The sequence below is a fragment of the Sphingobium sp. genome, assembly GCF_032153725.1.
In the GTDB taxonomy this organism is placed as follows: Bacteria; Pseudomonadota; Alphaproteobacteria; order Sphingomonadales; family Sphingomonadaceae; genus Sphingobium.
The window spans coordinates 1-19,241 of sequence record NZ_JALDYQ010000082.1 but is presented as its reverse complement, the minus strand read 5'-3'; the positions used below and the strand labels follow the sequence as shown (position 1 = coordinate 19,241).

21 protein-coding genes and 1 pseudogene are annotated in these 19,241 nt (G+C 65.6%); 15 read left to right on the top strand and 7 right to left on the bottom strand.

What is annotated here, in order from left to right; all coding sequences use genetic code 11:
- The first annotated feature begins 155 nt into the window (after positions 1 to 155).
- Together rlmB and RUH75_RS20180 are read left to right on the top strand one after the other, a co-directional pair.
- The gene (rlmB, locus tag RUH75_RS20185; RefSeq protein WP_313808983.1) at positions 156 to 896 is read left to right on the top strand and encodes a 23S rRNA (guanosine(2251)-2'-O)-methyltransferase RlmB; all 741 of its coding nucleotides are present in this window, start codon (positions 156 to 158) and stop codon (positions 894 to 896) included.
- A gap of 31 nt (positions 897 to 927) precedes the next feature.
- The gene (locus tag RUH75_RS20180; protein WP_313808982.1) at positions 928 to 1,698 is read left to right on the top strand and encodes a hypothetical protein; all 771 of its coding nucleotides are present in this window, start codon (positions 928 to 930) and stop codon (positions 1,696 to 1,698) included.
- A 20-nt stretch (positions 1,699 to 1,718) separates the two neighbouring features.
- On the opposite strand, the gene RUH75_RS20175 is transcribed toward RUH75_RS20180, so the two are convergent.
- On the bottom strand, positions 1,719 to 2,036 hold the full coding sequence (locus RUH75_RS20175) for a 2Fe-2S iron-sulfur cluster-binding protein (RefSeq protein WP_313808981.1): 318 nt from the start codon (positions 2,034 to 2,036) through the stop codon (positions 1,719 to 1,721).
- Positions 2,037 to 2,113: 77 nt separating this feature from the next.
- On the opposite strand from RUH75_RS20175, the gene RUH75_RS20170 reads away from it, so the two are divergent.
- The 3 genes from RUH75_RS20170 to RUH75_RS20160 all read left to right on the top strand — a co-directional run bounded on the left by RUH75_RS20170 (position 2,114) and on the right by RUH75_RS20160 (position 3,480).
- Positions 2,114 to 2,731: a DNA-3-methyladenine glycosylase 2 family protein gene (locus RUH75_RS20170; protein ID WP_313808980.1), complete on the top strand. Its 618-nt coding sequence runs from the start codon at positions 2,114 to 2,116 to the stop codon at positions 2,729 to 2,731.
- Positions 2,732 to 2,959, top strand: a complete 228-nt coding sequence (locus RUH75_RS20165) for a DUF2188 domain-containing protein (RefSeq protein WP_313808979.1) — start codon at positions 2,732 to 2,734, stop codon at positions 2,957 to 2,959.
- Positions 2,960 to 3,042: 83 nt separating this feature from the next.
- Positions 3,043 to 3,480: a response regulator gene (locus RUH75_RS20160; protein ID WP_313808978.1), complete on the top strand. Its 438-nt coding sequence runs from the start codon at positions 3,043 to 3,045 to the stop codon at positions 3,478 to 3,480.
- Here the strand turns inward: RUH75_RS20160 and RUH75_RS20155 are convergent.
- Together RUH75_RS20155 and murA are read right to left on the bottom strand one after the other, a co-directional pair.
- Positions 3,425 to 4,948, bottom strand: coding sequence for a sensor histidine kinase (locus RUH75_RS20155; protein ID WP_313808977.1), 1,524 nt, complete (start codon positions 4,946 to 4,948; stop codon positions 3,425 to 3,427). The two genes, RUH75_RS20160 and RUH75_RS20155, sit on opposite strands and share 56 nt — an antisense overlap.
- Complete coding sequence (gene murA / locus RUH75_RS20150; RefSeq protein WP_313808976.1) at positions 4,941 to 6,224, bottom strand: UDP-N-acetylglucosamine 1-carboxyvinyltransferase; 1,284 nt, start codon at positions 6,222 to 6,224, stop codon at positions 4,941 to 4,943. The genes RUH75_RS20155 and murA overlap by 8 nt, the downstream gene beginning before the upstream one ends.
- A 209-nt stretch (positions 6,225 to 6,433) precedes the next feature.
- On the opposite strand from murA, the gene RUH75_RS20145 reads away from it, so the two are divergent.
- Positions 6,434 to 7,171, top strand: a complete 738-nt coding sequence (locus RUH75_RS20145) for a Crp/Fnr family transcriptional regulator (protein ID WP_313808975.1) — start codon at positions 6,434 to 6,436, stop codon at positions 7,169 to 7,171.
- A gap of 29 nt (positions 7,172 to 7,200) precedes the next feature.
- Here RUH75_RS20145 and RUH75_RS20140 read toward each other — a convergent pair whose 3' ends face one another.
- Positions 7,201 to 7,767, bottom strand: coding sequence for an HNH endonuclease (locus RUH75_RS20140; protein ID WP_313808974.1), 567 nt, complete (start codon positions 7,765 to 7,767; stop codon positions 7,201 to 7,203).
- A gap of 123 nt (positions 7,768 to 7,890) precedes the next feature.
- Here RUH75_RS20140 and gluQRS point away from each other — a divergent pair, with 123 nt between their 5' ends.
- From gluQRS to egtD, 6 genes are all read left to right on the top strand, one after another.
- Positions 7,891 to 8,769: a tRNA glutamyl-Q(34) synthetase GluQRS gene (gluQRS, locus tag RUH75_RS20135; RefSeq protein WP_313808973.1), complete on the top strand. Its 879-nt coding sequence runs from the start codon at positions 7,891 to 7,893 to the stop codon at positions 8,767 to 8,769.
- A 9-nt stretch (positions 8,770 to 8,778) separates the two neighbouring features.
- Positions 8,779 to 9,012 (top strand): twin transmembrane helix small protein, encoded by a 234-nt coding sequence (locus RUH75_RS20130; RefSeq protein ID WP_313808972.1) that lies wholly within the window; start codon positions 8,779 to 8,781, stop codon positions 9,010 to 9,012.
- Between the two features lie 21 nt (positions 9,013 to 9,033).
- Positions 9,034 to 9,603, top strand: a complete 570-nt coding sequence (locus RUH75_RS20125; protein ID WP_313808971.1) for a cob(I)yrinic acid a,c-diamide adenosyltransferase — start codon at positions 9,034 to 9,036, stop codon at positions 9,601 to 9,603.
- A 118-nt stretch (positions 9,604 to 9,721) separates the two neighbouring features.
- Positions 9,722 to 10,597 (top strand): GGDEF domain-containing protein, encoded by an 876-nt coding sequence (locus RUH75_RS20120; protein WP_313808970.1) that lies wholly within the window; start codon positions 9,722 to 9,724, stop codon positions 10,595 to 10,597.
- 80 nt (positions 10,598 to 10,677) lie between these two features.
- Positions 10,678 to 11,943 carry an ergothioneine biosynthesis protein EgtB gene (egtB, locus tag RUH75_RS20115; protein WP_313808969.1) on the top strand — a complete coding sequence of 422 codons (1,266 nt, stop codon included), beginning with the start codon at positions 10,678 to 10,680 and terminating at the stop codon, positions 11,941 to 11,943.
- A gap of 4 nt (positions 11,944 to 11,947) precedes the next feature.
- Positions 11,948 to 12,907, top strand: coding sequence for an L-histidine N(alpha)-methyltransferase (gene egtD, locus RUH75_RS20110; RefSeq protein ID WP_313808968.1), 960 nt, complete (start codon positions 11,948 to 11,950; stop codon positions 12,905 to 12,907).
- 19 nt (positions 12,908 to 12,926) lie between these two features.
- Here the strand turns inward: egtD and RUH75_RS20105 are convergent, their stop codons facing one another.
- On the bottom strand, positions 12,927 to 13,982 hold the full coding sequence (locus RUH75_RS20105) for a DUF1176 domain-containing protein (protein ID WP_313808967.1): 1,056 nt from the start codon (positions 13,980 to 13,982) through the stop codon (positions 12,927 to 12,929).
- 61 nt (positions 13,983 to 14,043) lie between these two features.
- On the bottom strand, positions 14,044 to 15,366 hold the full coding sequence (locus tag RUH75_RS20100; protein ID WP_313808966.1) for a NupC/NupG family nucleoside CNT transporter: 1,323 nt from the start codon (positions 15,364 to 15,366) through the stop codon (positions 14,044 to 14,046).
- Between the two features lie 166 nt (positions 15,367 to 15,532).
- On the opposite strand from RUH75_RS20100, the gene RUH75_RS20095 reads away from it, so the two are divergent.
- From RUH75_RS20095 to RUH75_RS20085, 3 genes are read left to right on the top strand one after another with little or no spacing between them, the layout of a single operon-like run.
- Positions 15,533 to 16,438, top strand: a complete 906-nt coding sequence (locus RUH75_RS20095; protein WP_313808965.1) for an intradiol ring-cleavage dioxygenase — start codon at positions 15,533 to 15,535, stop codon at positions 16,436 to 16,438.
- 15 nt (positions 16,439 to 16,453) lie between these two features.
- Positions 16,454 to 17,236, top strand: coding sequence for a response regulator (locus tag RUH75_RS20090; RefSeq protein WP_313808963.1), 783 nt, complete (start codon positions 16,454 to 16,456; stop codon positions 17,234 to 17,236).
- Complete coding sequence (locus RUH75_RS20085; protein ID WP_313808962.1) at positions 17,233 to 18,540, top strand: ATP-binding protein; 1,308 nt, start codon at positions 17,233 to 17,235, stop codon at positions 18,538 to 18,540. Before RUH75_RS20090 ends, RUH75_RS20085 begins: the two co-directional genes overlap by 4 nt.
- 239 nt (positions 18,541 to 18,779) lie before the next feature.
- On the opposite strand, the pseudogene RUH75_RS20080 reads toward RUH75_RS20085, so the two are convergent.
- Positions 18,780 to 19,241: pseudogene (locus RUH75_RS20080) on the bottom strand (translational GTPase TypA); the annotation flags it as partial.

Genomic DNA, 19,241 nt, shown 5'->3' with positions numbered 1-19,241 from the left:
GGAAACCCGGGCAGATTTACAGTCTGCTGCCTTTAACCACTCGGCCACCTGTCCAGTCGCCTAACCGTTTCGGGGAAGCCCCGATCGGCTGGAGGGCGCTCCAATGGCGAAAGGAGACTTGCCTGTCAATGGTGCAATGTGAAAAGAGCCTGTCCATGAAAAGAGGAAACCGCACCGGAAAGGCCAAAGGGACCTTTCCCCGCTTTTATGGACGGCATGCCGTCATCGCCGCGCTTGCCAATCCGGACCGGGTGGTGCGCAAGATCTGGGGGACGCGGGAGGCGCTGAATGCGCTCGACCTGCCCCCGGTCCTGCCCATCGTCTATGCCGATGTGGCCGATCTGGGCCGCATGGTGCCGTCGGACGCGCCGCATCAGGGGATCGTGGCGGAGGTCGAGCCGCTGGACGACGTCTGGCTGGGCGACGCGCTGGAGGCGGGGCGGGACGATAATCGGCCTGTTCTGGTGCTGGATCAGGTGACGGACCCGCATAATGTCGGCGCGATCCTGCGCTCGGCGGCGGCGTTCGACGCGCTGTGCATCGTGACGCAGGACCGTCATGCTCCGCCCGAATCGGGAGTGCTGGCGCGGTCGGCTTCGGGCGCGCTGGAAATCGTGCCCTGGGTGCGGGTGGTGAATCTTGCCCGCGCACTGGATGAGATTGCCGAAGCAGGGTATTGGCGCATCGGCCTGGATGGCGAGGCCGACACGACGCTGGGCGAAGCCATCGGCACTTCGCGCGTTGCGCTGGTGCTGGGGGCCGAGGGCGAAGGGCTGCGGCATAACAGCATGGCGCATTGCGACATTTTAGCTAAACTGCCGATCAGTCCGCGCATGGAAAGCCTGAATGTTTCCAATGCCGCGGCGATCGCCCTTTATGCGGCTGCCAGCCGGTAGCGTCATGAAGGCTGGACTACGGGGGGTTCATATGGCCGCTTTTTTGCGGGCTGCCGGCGTATTGGCGGCCAGTCTGCTGCTCTCGGCCTGCCTGGTGACGCCGGGCAGGTTCGAATCGACGCTCGACATCCGGGCCGACCGGAGCTTCAGCTTCACCTATAAGGGTGAGATACTGGCGTCCGATGTGGGCAAGGGGCTGGGATCGGCGCCCGGCGATGCGGGCGACGATCCGATCGACGGCGCCACGCCCAAGGACCAGCAGAGCAGCCTGCGCACCGCGCTCCAGCCCAAGGAGCAGGGCAAGGTCGAGGAACGCTTCGACGCGCCGGATGACAAGGGCGGGAACGACAAGAATGACGAACAACAGATGCAGGCCATCGCAACGGCCCTGATGAGGGAAAAGGGGTTCCGCTCAGCCCGCTACATGGGCAATCACCGGTTCGAGATCGACTATGCGGTCAGCGGCCGGCTGACCCACGCCTTCCTCTTCCCCTTCAACAGCGACGCGCAGATCGTGCTGCCCTTCGTCGCTGTGGAACTGCGCGGGGAAGATCGGGTACGGATGAAGGCGCCGGGCTATTCCAACGGCTATGACAAGAGCCAGAATCCGATGGGCAGCAGTTCGGGCGACGATGCGGCCAAGGCGCTGGACGGCACTTTCACCCTCACCACCAATGCCGAGATCGTCAGCCAGAATCAGGAAGACGGCGCGCGGAATGTCCCGCAGGGCAAGCAGATCGTCTGGAAGGTGACGCCGCTCACCAGCGAAGCGCCCGCCGCCACGCTACGGTTCAAACCGTAACGCGGCGCGGGAGGGTGGACTCAATCTTCCGGCGCGATCGTGACGCGCAGGCCGTCGAGCGAGTCGCTGAAGGTCAGCTGGCAGGACAGGCGGCTGGTGCCGTTGCGATGGTCCGAGCTGTCGAGCAGGTCGTTCTCATCTTCGCTGACCGCCGGCAGGCTGTCCGCGAAGGCCGGGTCGACATAGACATGACAGGTCGCACAGGAGCAGCAGCCGCCGCACAGCGCCAGCAGTTCGTCAAAGCCGTTGTCCCGGATGATTTCCATCACCGACAGGCCGTCCTGGCCTTCAACAGCCTGTTCCTCACCCGAACGGTTGACCACAATCAGTTTCGCCATGTACCCAGGTCCCTCAAATTTTTCCCGCCGCTCATTACGGAGCGAGCGCGGGAAATCAAGGGCCGGACAGCGATTAAATGGTGACGACAGCCGATCAGTTGCGCGAAAGCCTGGACGCGATCGCAGCGCTGGAGCCCGGTTTCGCCGCCGCGATCGGCCGGGTAGGCTATCCCCTGCCCCGTGTCCGCGAGCCTGGATATGAAACTCTGCTGCGCACGATCGTCGGTCAGCAGGTGAGCGTCGCGGCGGCGGCGGCGGTATGGCGCAAGCTGGAGTCGGAGCTGGGACCGGGCTGCGCGCCGGAGGCGCTGCTGGCGCGGGATTTCGATGCGTTGCGTGCCTGCGGCCTGTCGCGGCAGAAGCAGGGCTATGCCCGCAGCCTGGCCGAACTGGTGGTGAGCGGCGGACTCGACCTGCACGCTTTGTCCGCCGATGACGAGGACGCGATCGCGCAGCTCGTGCAGGTCAGGGGGATCGGGCGCTGGTCGGCTGAAATCTACCTGCTGTTCGCGGAGGGGCGTCCCGACATCTGGCCTGCGGGGGACCTGGCCGTGCAGATCGAGGTCGGGCGGATATTGGGTCTGCCCGAACGGCCGGGCGAGAAACTGACCCGCGAACTGGCCGAACGCTGGCGCCCCCATCGCGGGGCGGCGGCGATCATGGCCTGGCACCATTATAATACGGAGGTTTTGTAAGTGCCCCTGCCCCATGCCCGCTACATCGTCCTGGAACATGAGGGCGTGTGGAAGATCAACCTCGACAATCGCTATTACGGTCCTTTCGCGACGCAGCAGGCAGCCGTCGAAAACGCCACCGCAACCGCGCAAAAGGCCAGCGGCGCGGGCTATCCCGCCTCGGTATTGCTGATGAAGGGCGTGGCTTTCGAGACACTTTGGACCAGCCCGCCGGAAGACAGCCGGTAGACAGCCGGTAGAAGTTTTTTCGCATCCGCAGGAACCCGCCGCCGCTTCGCGCATTTATCGCCTCCAGTTGCGTGGGTTTTGGGATGAGCAAGAAAGTTCTGATCGTCGAGGACGAAATTTTCGTCGCGCTGGAAATCGAACATATCGTGGAGGATGCGGGCTTTACGGTCGGCGCCATCGCGGCCGATCGTCAGGCGGCGCTTGATGCGGCCGATGATTGCGACATCGCGCTGGTCGATCTCAATCTACGCGACGGGCCGACCGGTCCGGCCATCGGCGTCGAGCTGGCGAGCCAATATGGCATCCGCGTGATCTACGTCACCGCCAATCCGGCGCAGATCGGCACGGCGTCCAGGGCCGCCCTGGGCGTGATCACGAAACCGTTCCGCGCGCGCAGCATTGCCGAAACGCTGCATCTCGCCGCCACCGACCAGCCCGAGCTGGAAGCGGCCGAAATCGTCGGCTTCACGCCTTTCCTGCCGACGCGCGGCTCATGGATGACGCTGGAATCCAGAGGCTGAGACTCAGTCCTTCGGGCAGCCAGTCGCGCTTTATCCGTCCGCCCAGCTGCCGTTCGATGCTGAGCTGCATCAGGCGGCTGCCAAAGCCTTCGCGCGTGGCGGGAACCGCGGGAGGGCCGCCCTCCTCCCGCCAGTCGATGCGGATTTCCGCATCCCCGCTCTCCACCTGCAGGTGCACGCGACCGGCGGGAACGGAAAGCGCGCCATATTTGGCGGCATTGGTCGCCAGTTCGTGGAACAGCAGCGCCAGCGGCGTGGCGGAGCGGTCGTCAATCACCGGATTTTCGCCGGAAAAAACGATGCGGGCGCCCTGCGCATCGCGATAGGGCGCGAAAATCTGGTCGAGTATGCCCCAGAGCCGACCCTCGCCATGGTCGGGCTGCGAGTTGGGGCCATGGGGCCGCACGAAATCATGGGCGCGGCCCAGCGCCATGATGCGATCGCGCAGATCGTCCGCCGCCGCCCGGATTTCGGGATGCTCGCGCGCCGACAGGCCGATCAGGCCGGAAATCACCGAAAAGATGTTCTTGATGCGGTGCGAGAGTTCATGGGCGATGACCTCCCGCTCCTCCACCATCGCGATCTGGTCGTTGATGTCGGTGCAGGTGCCGATCCAGCGGACAATCGCCCCTTCCGCGTCGCGGATCGGCAGCGCGCGGCCCAGCGTCCAGCGATAGTCGCCACCATGATGGCGCATGCGATATTCGATCTCATAGGGATCGCCGGTCGCCAGGCTATGATGCCAGCGTTCCCAGGCGCGGGGCTGGTCTTCGGGATGGAACATCGCGCTCCACCCTTCGCCGTCGGTCGTGCCCTGCGCGGCGCCGGTAAATTCGTACCAGCGCGCGTTGAAATAATCATTATAGCCGTCAGGCAGCGCCGACCAGACCATTTGCGGCATGGTGTCGGCCAGGGTGCGGAACAGGCGATCGCTGTCAGCCACCGCCTGCGCATCCCTTTCCTGCTGGGCGCTGACGGCACGGTCGCGGCGGCGGCCCTCCAGTTCCGCCATCACCTGCCGGGCGAGCAGGGTAAGGCCCTGCCGCTGAAGATCGCTGAGGCCGGCGCGCGGCCTGTCGTCGATGACGCAGAGCGCGCCGAGCGTGCCCCCATCGCTGTCGATCAGCGGCGCGCCGGCATAGAAACGGATGAAGGGCGCCCCCGTCACCAGCCCATTATCGGCAAAATGCTTGTCCTGCGTGGCATCGGGCACCACGAAGATCGCGTCGCCCAGCATCGCATGAGCGCAGAAGGAAACGTCGCGCGGCGTTTCCTCCACATCGAGGCCCGTGCGGGCAAGAAAGCGCTGACGGTCTTCCTCGACAATGCTGACCAGCGCGATCGGCGCGTCGCAGAGCGCAGCGGCGAAGGCCGTGATCTGATCAAGCGTGGCAAAACCACCGGTATCGAGGTCGTAGCGCGCCAGCAACGCCGCGCGATCCGTCTCGAGCCCCCGCCCTTCAGCCATCGCTGACGCGCTCTATATCGGCGCCGACGGCGGAGAGCTTTTCCTCCAGCCGTTCATAGCCGCGATCGAGATGATAGACGCGGTTGACCTGGGTTTCGCCCTCGGCGGCGAGCCCTGCAAGGATAAGGCTCATCGAAGCGCGCAGGTCGGTCGCCATGACGGGCGCGCCGACCAGCCGGTCGACCCCGCGCACGACCGCCGTGCGACCGTTGACGCCGATGTCCGCGCCCATGCGCGCCAGTTCGGGCACATGCATGTAGCGGTTCTCGAAGATCGTTTCGGTCAGCACGGAGGCGCCGTCCGCCTTGGTCAGCATCGCCATGAACTGCGCCTGCATGTCGGTCGGGAAGGCCGGGAAGGGGGCGGTGGAGATGGTGAGCGGCTTCAGCTTGCCGTCCGACGATATCCTGATGCCGTCCTTCAATTCCTCGACATGGACGCCCGCGTCGCGCAGCGCGGCGAGGATGGCGTGCATGTCGTCGGCGCAGGCGCCCGCCAGCTCCAGCGAACCACCGGTGATCGCGGCGGCGCAGGCATAGCTGCCCGCCTCGATCCGGTCGGGCATCACGCTGTAGGTCGCGCCATGCAGGCGGGGCTTGCCGTGGATGGTGAGCTTGTCGGTGCCGACGCCTTCGATATCGGCGCCCATGGCGATCAGCAGCTTGCAGAGATCGACGATCTCCGGCTCACGCGCGGCATTTTCGAGGATGCAGGTGCCCTTGGCCAGCACGGCCGCCATCAGCGCATTTTCGGTCGCGCCGACCGATACCACCGGGAAGGTGTAGATGCCGCCGGGCAGGCCGCCGTCAGGCGCGCTGGCGCGGACATAGCCGGCATTGATCTCTATGATCGCGCCAAAGGCTTCCAGCGCCTTCAGGTGCAGGTCGATCGGGCGGTTGCCGATGGCGCAGCCGCCGGGCAGCGACACCCGCGCCTCGCCCGCGCGGGCGAGCAGCGGGCCGAGCACCAGGATCGACGCGCGCATCTTGCGCACGATGTCATAGGGCGCCTCGGTCGAGGTGACGCGACCCGCGCGCATCGTCATGACGCGGCCGAAATCTTCCGGCCGGGCACCCTCTATCATGGTGGAAACGCCGAGCTGGTTGAGCAGATGGCCGAAGCTGTCGACGTCGGCCAGGCGCGGCAGATTGCGCAGCGTCACCGGCTCGTCGGTCAGCAGCGCGCAAGGCAGCAACGTCAGGGCGGCGTTTTTCGCGCCGGAGATCGGAAGGCGGCCATTGAGTGCTTTGCCGCCGCGGATGTGAATGCGGTCCATCGGCTGGGTCTTAACGGTAATTGCATTTTCCGCAAGGCGGCGGAGAAGGCAAGTCCCCGTGGATTTTGGTCATATCCCGACTCCCATCTATAACTTTTATGCATTCCTCAGCGCAAAATTGATCGAGTTTAGTGCAAGCTCGCGAAATGCAGCCAAAAGGCGCGTGGGGCGTTTTGCCATCGTAACAACAAGGTAAATAAAAGGTGTTTTTGGTGGCAACAAGTTGTTTCGCGGACAGGCTGGCGAAGCATGTGCCCCTGTCCGACGCGGAGAAGAAAGCGCTCGCCCGTCTTGAGGAAAACCCGCGCAAGGTGAAGCGCGGGGCGATGATCCAGCGCGTCAACGAAACGGTGACCGAACTGTTCGTGCTGCGCGAAGGACGGGTGATGAGCTTCGTCATTCTTCCGGACGGCAGCCGGCAGATATTGCGGGTCTATTTTCCGGGCGATTTCATCGGGTCGGCCAGCACGATCTACAGCAGGGCGCCCGAATCCCTGGTGGCGCTTTCGGACACGATCGTCTGCCCGTTCGACAAGCATGCGCTGCGGCGCCTGCTGGACGAATATCCACGCGTCGCGGCGCTGCTGTTCCTGCTTTCCAATGCGGAGCGCGTCGCGCTCACGGACCGGCTCGCCTCATTGGGGCGGACATCGGCCCGGGCGCGGGTCGCATCCTTCCTGCTGGATATATTCGATCGCCTGAGGGTGACGGACGAGGGGATCACGGACAGTTTCGACCTCAAGCTGACGCAGGAGGAAATCGGCGACGCCATCGGCCTGACCTCCGTCCATGTGAACCGGATGATTCGCCAGATGGAGCAGGAAGGGCTGATCAGCCGGACCAACGGGCGGATCACCCTGCGCGACATGGGGCGGCTGGAAGAAATCGGCCATTATACCAATCGGCACAAGGACATGGACCTCGACTGGCTGCCGCAGCCGGGGTGATCCGCCCCGGAGCATCGCCGCAACCCATTTTAGGCCAGCAGTTCGACATCCCAATAGAGCCAGTCGTGCCAGCTTTCGTGCAGATAGTTGGGCGGGAAGGCGCGGCCATGCTCCTGCAATTGCCAGCTGGTCGGGCGGATCGGCGTCACATGCAGTTGCATGCGCGCCTCGCGGGGCGTGCGGCCGCCTTTCCTGAGATTGCAGGGCGAGCAGGCCGTGGCGACATTTTCCCAGGTCGTGCGGCCGCCCGCCCGGCGCGGAATGACGTGGTCGAAGGTCAGGTCATGGGGCGAGCCGCAATATTGGCAGGCGAACTTGTCGCGCAGGAACAGGTTGAACCGGGTGAAGGCGGGATGTTCCGACGGCTTCACATATTGCTTGAGCGCGATCACCGAAGGGATCTTCATCTGAAGGCTGGGGCTGTGCACCTCCCGCTCATAGCTGGCAACGATATCCACGCGATCCAAAAAAACCGCCTTGATGGCGGTTTGCCAGGGCCAGAGGCTCAACGGATAGTAGCTTAAAGGCGTGTAATCCGCATTCAGGACCAAAGCCGGACAGTTTTCCGGATGTCGTATCAGGTCGGGATGGTACATATATTACCCTTCAACCCCCTTTGCCGACGTCCTGATTGACCAGTAACGTGACGGGAGCATGACAGCATTAACCACCCCACCCCGTCAAGGGCCTGTATGACTCAATCAACGCAGCCACAGCATATGGTGACTCGCTTCGCGCCAAGCCCCACCGGTAGGTTGCATGTGGGGCACGCGTGGTCCGCGCTGCTGGCCCATGACATGGTCCGCGGGCGCGGCGGAGCCTTTCGCCTCAGGATCGAGGATATCGACGGCACGCGCAGCCGGCCGGAGCATGTCGCCGGGATCGTCGAAGATCTGCGCTGGCTGGGCATCGCATGGGACGGCGACATAGTCTTTCAGTCGGCGCGACTGGACCGCTACGAAGCGGCGCTGGAACAATTGAGGGCTTTGGACCTGCTCTATCCCTGTTTCTGCACCCGCGCCGATATCGCCGCCAGCGCCATGGCGCCGCATGGCCCGGAAGGGCCGCTCTATCCGGGGACGTGCAAAGCGCTGGCGGAAGCGGATCGAACGCGGCGCATTGCCGGGGGCGAGCCGCATGCGTGGCGGATCGACATGGCCCGGTCGGCGGTGCGGGCAGGTCCCCTGACCTGGCAGGCCCTGCCCTTTCCGTGGGAGGATGGCGCAGCGATGGACAGGGTCCGGGCGAACCCGATCCAGGCAGGCGATGTCGTGCTGGCGCGCAAGGATGCGCCGGCGAGCTATCACCTCTCCTGCACGCTGGATGATGCGGCAATGGGCGTGACCCATGTGCTGCGCGGCGACGATCTGATCGGCCCGACCGATATCCATCGGCTGATCCAGGCGCTGCTCGACCTGCCCTCTCCCATCTATCTCCACCACCCCCTGCTGACGGGGCCGGACGGCAGGCGGCTCGCCAAGCGCGACGGATCGATCGCGCTCGCCGATCTGCGCGCGGAGGGGGCCGATCCGCGGCGTCTGGCCGACGACCTGCGCCATGCGCGCTTTCCGATTGGCATTTCGCTGGGCAGGGCCTAGATTCATCCCATGAACACTCTGCTTGTCACCGCCCTGATCCTGGCCATGGGCGCCACCCTGTTCGCGCTGATCCGGGGGATCATCGCCTTTTTGCAGGCGTCCAAGGAACAGCTGAACTCGCCCGAGGGCGGACCCAGCCCGTCCAGCCTGAAGCAGAACAGGATGATGATGAACCGTATCCTGTTCCAGGCCGTCGCGATCATCATCGTCGCCCTGTTGCTGCTGATGAAGGGGCATGGCTGAACGGAAGGGGCGCAGTCGGCCATGGTGAAGCTCAACAAGATCTATACCCGCACCGGCGACGCGGGCACGACCGGCCTTGTCGACGGGTCGCGCCTGCCCAAGCATGCCCCGCGCATGCAGGCCGTGGGTGATGTGGACGAGGCGAACAGCGCCATCGGGCTTGCCATCGTCGCGATCGGCGAGGCGCGGGAAACAGCCTGGCTGACCACCATCCAGAACGACCTGTTCGATCTGGGGGCCGATCTGGCCACGCCTGTCCCCGATGGCGAGGATGAGCCGTGGGCGCTGCGCATCATCCCATCCCAGGTCGAGCGGCTGGAAGGGCAGATCGATGCGATGAACGCCGAGCTGGCGCCATTGGACAGTTTCATCCTGCCGGGCGGATCGCCCGCCGCCGCCGCCGTGCATCTGGCCCGCGCCGTCACCCGCCGCGCCGAACGCAGCGCGACCGCCGCCGCGGCCGAAGTGACGCTCAATCCACAGGCGCTGGCCTATCTCAACCGGCTGTCCGATCTGCTGTTCGTGCTGGCCCGCCGCCTGAACGGCAATGGCGCGGGCGACGTGAAATGGGTGCCGGGCGCCTCGCGCTGACCATTCGACTCTTGCGCGGCACGGTTTATCCATGAGCCGGCTGTTAACCCTGTTCCTTCACCCTCCCTTTACGCGCCGGGCCAATTTTGGGACCTGATCTCAACAGCAGGTTCCAGGGATGCAATTCTACCTCGCGACCTCCTTCCTCTTTCCGCGCGCCCTGCGGTTTCGGCTCTTCGCGCTCTGCTGCGTCACGACCCATCTGCCGCTGCTGGGCTATATCGGCTGGGGCGCGGCGACAGGGCGGATCGCCGGGGCGGAATTCATCATCCTGACGCTCGCCACCATGGCTGGCGCCGTCGGGGCGCTGCTGGGCATCGGCGCCCTGCTGGACCCGATCCACGCGCTGGCGGATGCGCTGCATCAGGAGGGCGAGCAGGAACGGAAGCGCGGCACGGCCACCCTGCCCGAAATCGGCGACATCATCTCCAGGCTGTTTGCTGGAGTGCGCCGGGCGGCAACAGCGAGGCGGGAGCAGATCGACGAACTGAACATCGCCGCGCATGAGGATGCGCTGACCGGCATTGCCAACCGGCGCGGTTTCCTGGCGCAGCTGGACGCGCTGCCGCTCGCCCGACGCCGGGGCTGCGTGGCGATCATCGACATTGACCATTTCAAGCAGGTCAACGACCAGCTGGGCCATGACGAGGGCGATCGCGTACTGGGCGATTTCGCCGCGCGCCTGTCGTCGCAGACCCGCCGCGTCGACATTATCGGCCGCTGGGGCGGCGAGGAATTCGCGATCTTCCTGCAGGACGCGATCGAGGATGAGGCGAGCTGGTCCCTGGCACGCATCGCCGAACGGATGCGGCAGGAACCGATCGGCCTGGTGGGCGGCCAGCCCGTCACCTTTTCCGCAGGGCTCAGCGCGTGGCGCGGCGGGCCGGTGACGGCGGCGATCGGCAGGGCGGATGAGGCGCTGTATCGGGCCAAGCGGTCCGGACGGGATCAGATACAGCGGGCGGAGAGGCCTTCGGCGCAAGCTTTGGGTTAGGCTGCCCTGCCCGCGCCCCGGAATGGGAACATATCCGCCTCCTCGTGCGATTGTGTGGGCGAATCGCGTGAGGGACATGCATGGCCAGAAGCCGAACAGCACCAAGCCAGATCGACCTGATTGCCCGCTATCGCGAGGTTCGGGCGCTGAGCGAGGCGTTGGCCGCGCCGCTGTCCGAAGCTGACGCGACTGTCCAGTCCATGCCCGATGCCTCGCCCGCCAAATGGCATCTGGCGCATGTCAGCTGGTTCTTCGAAAGCTTCGTGCTGCGCGATCATGTGACGGGCTACAGGCCGTTCGATCCCCATTACGCCTATCTGTTCAACAGCTATTATGAGGCCGAGGGGCCGCGTCATGCCCGACCGATGCGGGGCATGCTGACCCGGCCCAGCCTCAAGGAAATCCGCGCCTACCGCGCCCATGTGGACAAGGCGCTGATCACTGCGCTGCCAATGCTGATGCCCGACGCGCAGGCGCTGGTGGTGCTGGGCCTCCACCATGAGCAGCAGCATCAGGAACTGCTGCTGACCGACATTCTGCATCTGCTGTCGCTCAATCCGCTGGAGCCCGCGCTGTTTGACGCACCCAATGCGCTGCCCGCGCCTGTTCCCGGCCCGCTCCACTGGATCGAGGGACGACAGGGGCTGGTCGAGATCGGCGATGACGGCAACGACTTCGCCTTCGATTGCGAGGGGCCAAGGCACAAGGCGCTGCTGCATCCCCACGCATTGGCGCATCGCCTGATAACCAATGGCGAATGGATCGCCTTCATCGAGGATGGCGGCTATGCCCGGGCGGCGCATTGGCTGTCCGACGGCTGGGCCTGGGTACAGGCCGAGGGGATCGAGGCGCCGCTCTACTGGAAACGCGGCGAGCATGGCTGGACGCGCTTCGGGCTGGATGGGCGCAAACCCGTCAATGCCGCCGCACCCGTCAGCCATATCAGCCTGTATGAAGCGGACGCCTATGCCAGCTGGGCAGGCGTCCGGCTGCCGACCGAGGCGGAATGGGAAAGCGCGGCGCTCAATGTCGCGCCCACCAGCGGCAACCAGCTGGACGGCGCGAATTGCCCCCGTCCCCGTGTGGCGGAGAGCGGCTCCGCGCTCACGCAGATGTTCGGCGATGCATGGGAATGGACAGGCAGCGCCTATCGCCCGCATCCCGGCTTTCGCGCCGCCGACGGGGCCATAGGCGAGTATAATGGAAAATTCATGTCCGGCCAGTTCGTGCTGAAGGGCGGCAGCTGCGCGACCCCGCGCGGCCATGTCCGGGCAAGCTACCGCAATTTCTTCTACCCCCATCAACGCTGGCAGTTCACCGGGCTGCGGCTGGCAAAGGATTTATGAAGCAATGCTGCTGACGGAGGACGCCACGCTCACCCTGCGCGCGCCTGATCCGGCTTTTCGCCGCGACATAGTGGAAGGGCTGTCACGCGAACCCAAGGCGACGCCACCGATCTGGTTCTATGACCGGCGCGGTTCAGAGCTGTTCGAGGCGATCACCGGCCTGCCCGAATATTACCCCACGCGCATCGAAACGGAGCTGCTGTCGCGGCACGGCCGGGACTTCGCCGCGACGATCGGGTCCGGCCGGGCGGTGGTGGAGTTCGGCGCGGGCAGTTCGCGCAAGACCCCGCATCTGCTGCGCGCCATCGATCCGGCCGCCTATGTGCCGATCGACATCAGCGGCGACTTCCTGGAAGCTGCCAGCGCCGAGCTGGCGTCGGCCTTTCCAGGCCTGCCGGTGCTTCCGGTGGTGGGCGATTTCAACGGCGAACTGGCGCTGCCCGCCGCGATCGAGGGCATGCCACGCCTGGGCTTTTTCCCCGGATCGACGATCGGCAATATGGAACCCGGCGCGGCGGTCGACCTGCTGAGGGCGATGCGCGGGCTGCTGGGCGGAGATGCGATGCTGTTGATCGGCATGGACCGGATCAAGGATCGCGACCGGCTGATCGCCGCCTATGACGATGCGGCCGGGGTGACGGCGGCGTTCAACCTCAACCTTCTCGCCCGGATCAATCGCGAGCTGGAGGGCGACCTGCCGCTGGACGGCTTTGCCCACCGGGCGATCTGGAACGACGACCAGGCCCGGATCGAAATGCATCTGGAAGCGGTGCGGCCGCTCCACTTCCATGTCGCGGGGCACTGTTTCCGCATGGCGGCGGGCGAAACGATCCATACCGAAAGCAGCCACAAATATGGCGCGCGCGATAAAAGGCTGCTCCTGCGCGCGGGCGGGTGGGAGCCGTTGCGCGAATGGACGGATGAGGAGGCGCTGTTCTCGCTCGTGCTGGCGGACGCGCATTGAGGCGGCGTCTTCCTCAGCCCTATTCCGTAACCTTCGCCGACCAGGTGGTGATCCAGTGCCAGGCGCCCCGGCATTCGCCCATGGCGCTGGCTTCGGTCAGGCGGAAGCGCGCGCCGTCCCACACATAGGATTCGCTGCCGCCGCAATCGCCCAGGCCCCGGCCCTTGGCATAGCTTTGCAGCGTGGAGGTCTGCGGCGCCCAGCCAGCATTGACCAGCATCGGATGATCGGCGTCCTCGCTCCAGCCCGGCTGATAGTCGAAGATGGCGAAGCGGAAAGCCCGCCGCCCCGGAATGCCGGTCGCGATCACCGGGATCGCCGTGAAATTATAGGCTCCCGCGCCGCAGGGCACCAGCACCAGCGTCTCCGTCTTCGAAAGACGGTGCAGGTCGGGCGGCGAGGACGAGTCCTTCATCTCGTCGGCGCAGCCGGTGAATTTGCCGAGCGCTGTCAGCTCCTCCCGCCAGAGCGCGGGCGGCGGGGCGCCATTGGGGATGATCGCGCGGCGGACCAGCGGGATGGCCGGCGGCGGGCGGACGGCGCTGCGGGCGAGCGCGCCAGTCGCGACCAGAGCCGCCTGCGTTCCTGCCCGCCCCTGCTTCGCGTCCATATAGCGCAGCGCTGCCGCCGAACCGGCGAGCGAAGGCTGACTGATCCGTTTCGCGCCCGAGCGGATTTCCATCGTACCGCCGCGCGCCATGGCGATGGCGAGCGCGGAGGCCTGCGGCCCCTGCATGCTGGCTTCGCCATCCACGCTGCTGGCGGTCGCGATCTTGCGGCCGTCCACCAGGAAGCTCAGCGTCTCGCGTCCCCTGGCGTCGCGGCTGACCCAGATTTCCGGGTCAGCGGCGGCGCCTGCCTCCCGGCTGATGCCCAGCATGACCGGCGCATCAGGCCAGTCGCCGCCGTCCGGCAGCAACGATACCGCCTCGCACCGGTCGCGATTGTCGCAGCCGATGGTCCAGTCCCTGTAGCTTTCCAACGTGCCCGGTTTCGGCGCCTGCGCGAAGGCCGCCGTCATGCCGATGGCCGCCGACAGCATGACTGCCAGCCCGAATATGCGTTGCGCCCCCATATGTTAACCATAACGGCTTTTGCAGGAGCGCGATAGAACTTTCGTTATAGGTACAGAACGATCAGCGCAGGCTGAGCATCAACCCGGCCAGCGCGGCGCTCATCAGATTGGCAAGACTGCCCGCCACCAGCGCCTTGAGGCCCAGCCGCGCGATCACGGGTCGCTGGTTGGGCGCGAGATTGCCGGTGACGGCCATCTGGATCGCGATCGAGCTGAAATTGGCGAAGCCGCACAAGGCAAAGGTGACGATGGCGATGGTCGCGGGCGACAGCGCGCCCTGCACCTGACCCAGATTGATATAGGCGACGAACTCGTTCAGCACGACCTTGGTGCCGAACAGGCCGCCCGCCACCTGCGCTTCGTCCCACGGGATGTTGAGCAAAAGCATGACCGGCGAGAAGACATGGCCGAGCAGTTGCTGGAAACTGAGGCCCGGCCAGCCGAACCAGCCGCCGATCCCGCCCAACAGGCCGTTGGCCAGCGCCACCAGCGCGACGAAGGCCAGCACCATCGCGCCGACCGCGACGGCCAGCCTGACGCCGGTCTGCGCGCCCTGCGCCGCCGCCATGATGAGGTTGGCGGGCTTTTCCTCATCATGGGTGGCGGGCGGCATCGGCTCGCCCGGCGTGCCTTCGGGCAGCAGCGCGGCGGGACCGGCGCCGCTGATGCGGCTTTCCGGCAGGGCGACGTCGGGATGATCGCCCAGCGGCAGTTCGGGTTCGCGCTCCGGCCGGTCAGGCATCATGATCTTCGCCATGAGGAGGCCACCGGGCGCGGACATGAAGCTGGCCGCCAGCAGATAGTCGATCTTGATGCCCATGGAGGCATAGGCGGCAAGGATGGTGCCCGCCACGCCCGCCATGCCGCTGGTCATCACCGCGAAGAGCTGCGGCGGGGTGAGGCCCGCCAGATAGGGGCGGATGACGAGCGGGCTTTCGCTCTGCCCGACGAAGATATTGGCGGCGGCGCACAGGCTCTCGACCTTGGACACGCCCGTCACCGCCTCGATCGCGCCGCCGACCCAGCGCACGACCTGCTGCATGATGCCCAGATAATAGAGGATCGACACCAGGCTGGCGAAGAAGATGATCACGGGAAGCGCGGCGATGGCGAAGCTGGCCCCGCCGATCTCCGGCCGGGCGAGCGGGCCGAAGATGAAATCCGTCCCCGCCTGCGCATAGCCCAGCAGATTGGCGACGCCGCGCGACATGCCCGCGATCACCGCGCGTCCGGCGGGGACATAGAGCACCAGCAGCGCGATCCCCGCTTGCAACAGAAAGGCTGCGCCCACCACCCGCAACCTGATGGCGCGGCGATCGGCGGACAAGGCAAAGGCAATGGCAAGGATCAGCGCGATGCCGGCTAGGCCGATGACAAGATGCATGGAAAGCTTTCGCGGGAATGGCAAACGGCGCGACCATAGAGAGCGCGCATGGTCCGCGCCAGTAGCGTTGCGATGCTACAAAAGCGTAACAATGCGCAATCGCTGGGATAAATGCGCGCCCTATTCCCCATCCCGACAGGATAGCGTTATGGAAGGAACAGGGACGATGAATGAGGCGAGCCACGCGCATGATGCGGGTCTGGCGCAGGATCTGGAGATGATCCGCGCGCTCAACCACCAGGCGATCGAACGGCGGAGGACATTGCAGCTGCTCCTTTCAGCGGGCGGCGCGGCGCTGGTCGGGGCATGCGGCGGAGGCGGATCGGGATCGACGACTTCGGCGTCGAGCACGTCCTCTTCCAGTTCCTCCAGCAGCTCCGGCAGTTCGTCCAGCTCCAGCTCTTCCTCCAGTTCCGGCACCTGCACCGCCGATCCGGAAGAAACCAACGGCCCCTACCCCGGCGACGGTTCCAACAGCCGCAACGGCACGGTCGTCAATGTGCTGGACGACAGCGGCATTCAGCGGGCGGACATCCGGTCCAGTTTCGGATCATCGACGACGACCGCGAGCGGCCTCTATACCAAGCTGACCATCACGGTGGTCAATGTGAATGCAGGCTGCGCCCCGCTGGAAGGCTATGCCGTCTATATCTGGCACTGCGACATCAACGGCAAATATTCGCTCTACGACTATCCCAGCGAGAATTTCCTGCGCGGCGTGGGCGTGACCGACGCCAATGGACAGGTGACGTTCACGACGATCTTCCCCGGTTGCTATGACGGGCGCTATCCGCATATCCATTTCGAGGTCTATCCCAGCCTTGCGCGGGCCACGGCCTATGCCAACCGCGTCCTTTGCTCGCAGTTCGCGGTGCCGGCCGATGCCTGCAACACCGTCTATGCGACCAGCGCCTATTCCAGCAGCAAGTCCAATTTTTCGGGCGAAAGCATCACGACCGACAATGTCTTCGGCGACAACACGACCGCGCAGCAGACGGCGATGACCCTCACCATGACCGGCGACACCACCAATGGCTACACCGGCACGGTGACGGTCGGCGTCGCGATCTGACCTATGGAGGCGCGGATGGCTTTGCAAGGGGCGTCGCCAGCCGATAAGGTCGCGGTCACGATGGACGGATCGCGCATATTGGTGGTGGACGACGATGCGGGCATCCGCGCGTTGCTGTCCGACTTTCTGGAGCAGCACGGCTTTGCCGTGTCGACGGCCGCCAACGGCGCGGCGATGGACAGGGCATTGGCGGCCGGCGACTTCGACATTGCGGTGCTGGACGTCATGATGCCGGGCGAGGATGGACTTTCCATCCTGCGGCGATTGACCGCGCGGGGCGGGCCGCCGGTGATCATGCTGTCCGCCATCGGAAGCGACGTCGACCGGATCGTGGGGCTGGAAATGGGGGCGGAGGATTATCTGCCCAAGCCCTGCAATCCGCGCGAATTGCTGGCGCGCATCCGCACCGTGCTGCGTCGGCACCGCCGCATCCCCGACGTGCCCGAGCCGCGGGGTGAGCGGCTGCGCTTTGCCGGATGGCAGGTCGACATGGCGACGCGCCTGCTGACCGATCCCGACAATGTCGTGGTGACGTTGACCGATGGCGAGTTCCGCCTGCTGCGCGCCTTTATCGAGCATCCGCGCCGGGTGCTGAGCCGCGACCAGCTGCTCGATTATTCGGCGGGCAATGACAGCGAAAGCTATGACCGCGCGATCGACGTGCAGGTCAGCCGCCTGCGTCGCAAGCTGGAGCGCGGGGCGAAGCCGGACGGGCCAAAGGGCAATGCAACGGACGAGCTGGTCCGCACCATCCGCAATGAAGGTTATATGTTCACGGCTGAAGTCCGCCCGGCGTGAGGGCAAGCTTCAATCCATCGATCCTGACGCGCATCGTGCTGCTGGTGGCGGCCAGCCTGCTGCTGGCGCTGGGCGCGATGATGCTGGTGACCTTTCGCGGACCGCCGCCCCATTCCCGGCCGATCACGCTGGCGGAAGCCACCGGACTGCTGCGCCATGCGACGCCGCCGCCGAGCAGTTGGCAGGTGACGCGCTATGTTTCCGATCGCGTGCCGGATGTGGAGCCTGGCCAGGAACGGGACTGGACCGGGTCCTTGCGGATCGCGCGGATGCTGGGCGTGGATGGCGCCAGCGTCTTTCTGGCGCGCGAGCGGCCGCCCATGCCGTTTGCGGAACCGGGGATCAAGCCACCGGCGTTGCAGGAGCGGGCCATGCTGCAGGGCGGTTTCACGCTCGCCTTGCGCACGACGGAGGGCTGGCGCGTCGTGCAGGCGCGGCAGGGCGCCAATGCGCGCTGGTATGCGATCACCCTGACGCTGATGGCGGGGATCTTCGCGCTGCTGCTGTTGCCGGCCTATTGGGTGGCGCGGCGCATCACTTCGCCGATCCGCATGCTGGCCGAAGGCGCGGCGCGTGAACGGCCCGAACGCGCCGAGCCGCTGCCGTTGAATGGACCGCCCGAGGTGCAGGCGGTGGGCGCGGCATTCAACCATATGCGCGCGCGGATCGCGGACTATCTGTCGGAACGCACCGCGATGCTGGTGGCCATCGCCCATGATCTGCGCACGCCGATGACGCGCCTGTCCTTCCGGTTGGAGCAGTTGCCCGAAGGGGCACGGGCCAAGGCGCAGGCGGATGTCGAGGAAATGCGGGTGATGGTGACGGATCTGCTCGACTTCATGCGCAGCGGATCGGACAGCACGGTGCGGGTGCGGACAGACCTGAGCGCCATTATCGAGACGCTGGCCGACGATCTGGCGGATATGGGCCAGGATGTGGCGATGACAACCAGCACCCGCGCGGTCGTGCGGGCGGATGCGGGCGCGCTGCGGCGGTGCATCGGCAACATCGTGCAGAATGCCGTGCGCTATGGCGGGTCGGCGCGGATCGGGCTGACAATCGAACGTGAACGGGCGGTGGTGCGGGTCGAGGATGACGGTCCGGGCGTGCCGCCGGAGATCATCGATCGGCTGTGCGAACCCTTTTACCGGGGCGAGGCTTCGCGGAACCGGGAGACGGGCGGGGTCGGGCTGGGGCTGTCGATCGCGCGGACGATTGCGGATGGACATGGCGGAACGCTGCGCTTTGCCAATCGGGCGGAGGGAGGGTTGCAGGTGACGATGAGTTTGCCGTTGGAGCGGTGAGGATTTCCGGATGCGGCCTTGGGTGGAAGGCGGACATTATAGCTTCGTCATCCCGGACTTGATCCGGGATCCCACTTTCTTCTTGAGCGCACATCTGAAAGGCAGCGGGACCCCGGATCAAGTCCGGGGTGACGAGGGTGGGAATGTCCACAAATGGCCATGTCCCGCCTTCTTCCCTGAACGCAAAAGGGGCCGGCGTCTTGCGATGCCGGCCCCCCTTCATATCCCTCAAGCCTTGATCAGGCCGCCTTGGCGCGCGACATGCGCTTGCGCTCGTTCGGGTCGAGGTAGCGCTTGCGCAGGCGGATGTTCTTGGGCGTCACTTCGACCATCTCGTCATCGTCGATATAGGCGATCGCCTGTTCCAGCGTCAGCTTGCGCGGCGGGGTCAGGCGGATGCTGTCGTCCTTGCCGCTTGCGCGGAAGTTGGTCAGCGCCTTCGACTTCATCGGATTGACTTCAAGGTCTTCGGGCTTGGCATTCTCGCCGATGATCATGCCTTCGTAGAGCGCTTCGCCCACGCCGACCATCAGGATGCCGCGCTCTTCGAGCGGGCCGAGGGCGTAGGCCACCGCCTCGCCCGCGCCGTTGGAGATCAGCACGCCATTCTTGCGGCCTTCGATCTTGCCCTTGTGGGGGCCATATTTCTCGAACAGGCGGTTCATGATGCCGGTGCCGCGCGTGTCGGACAGGAATTCGCC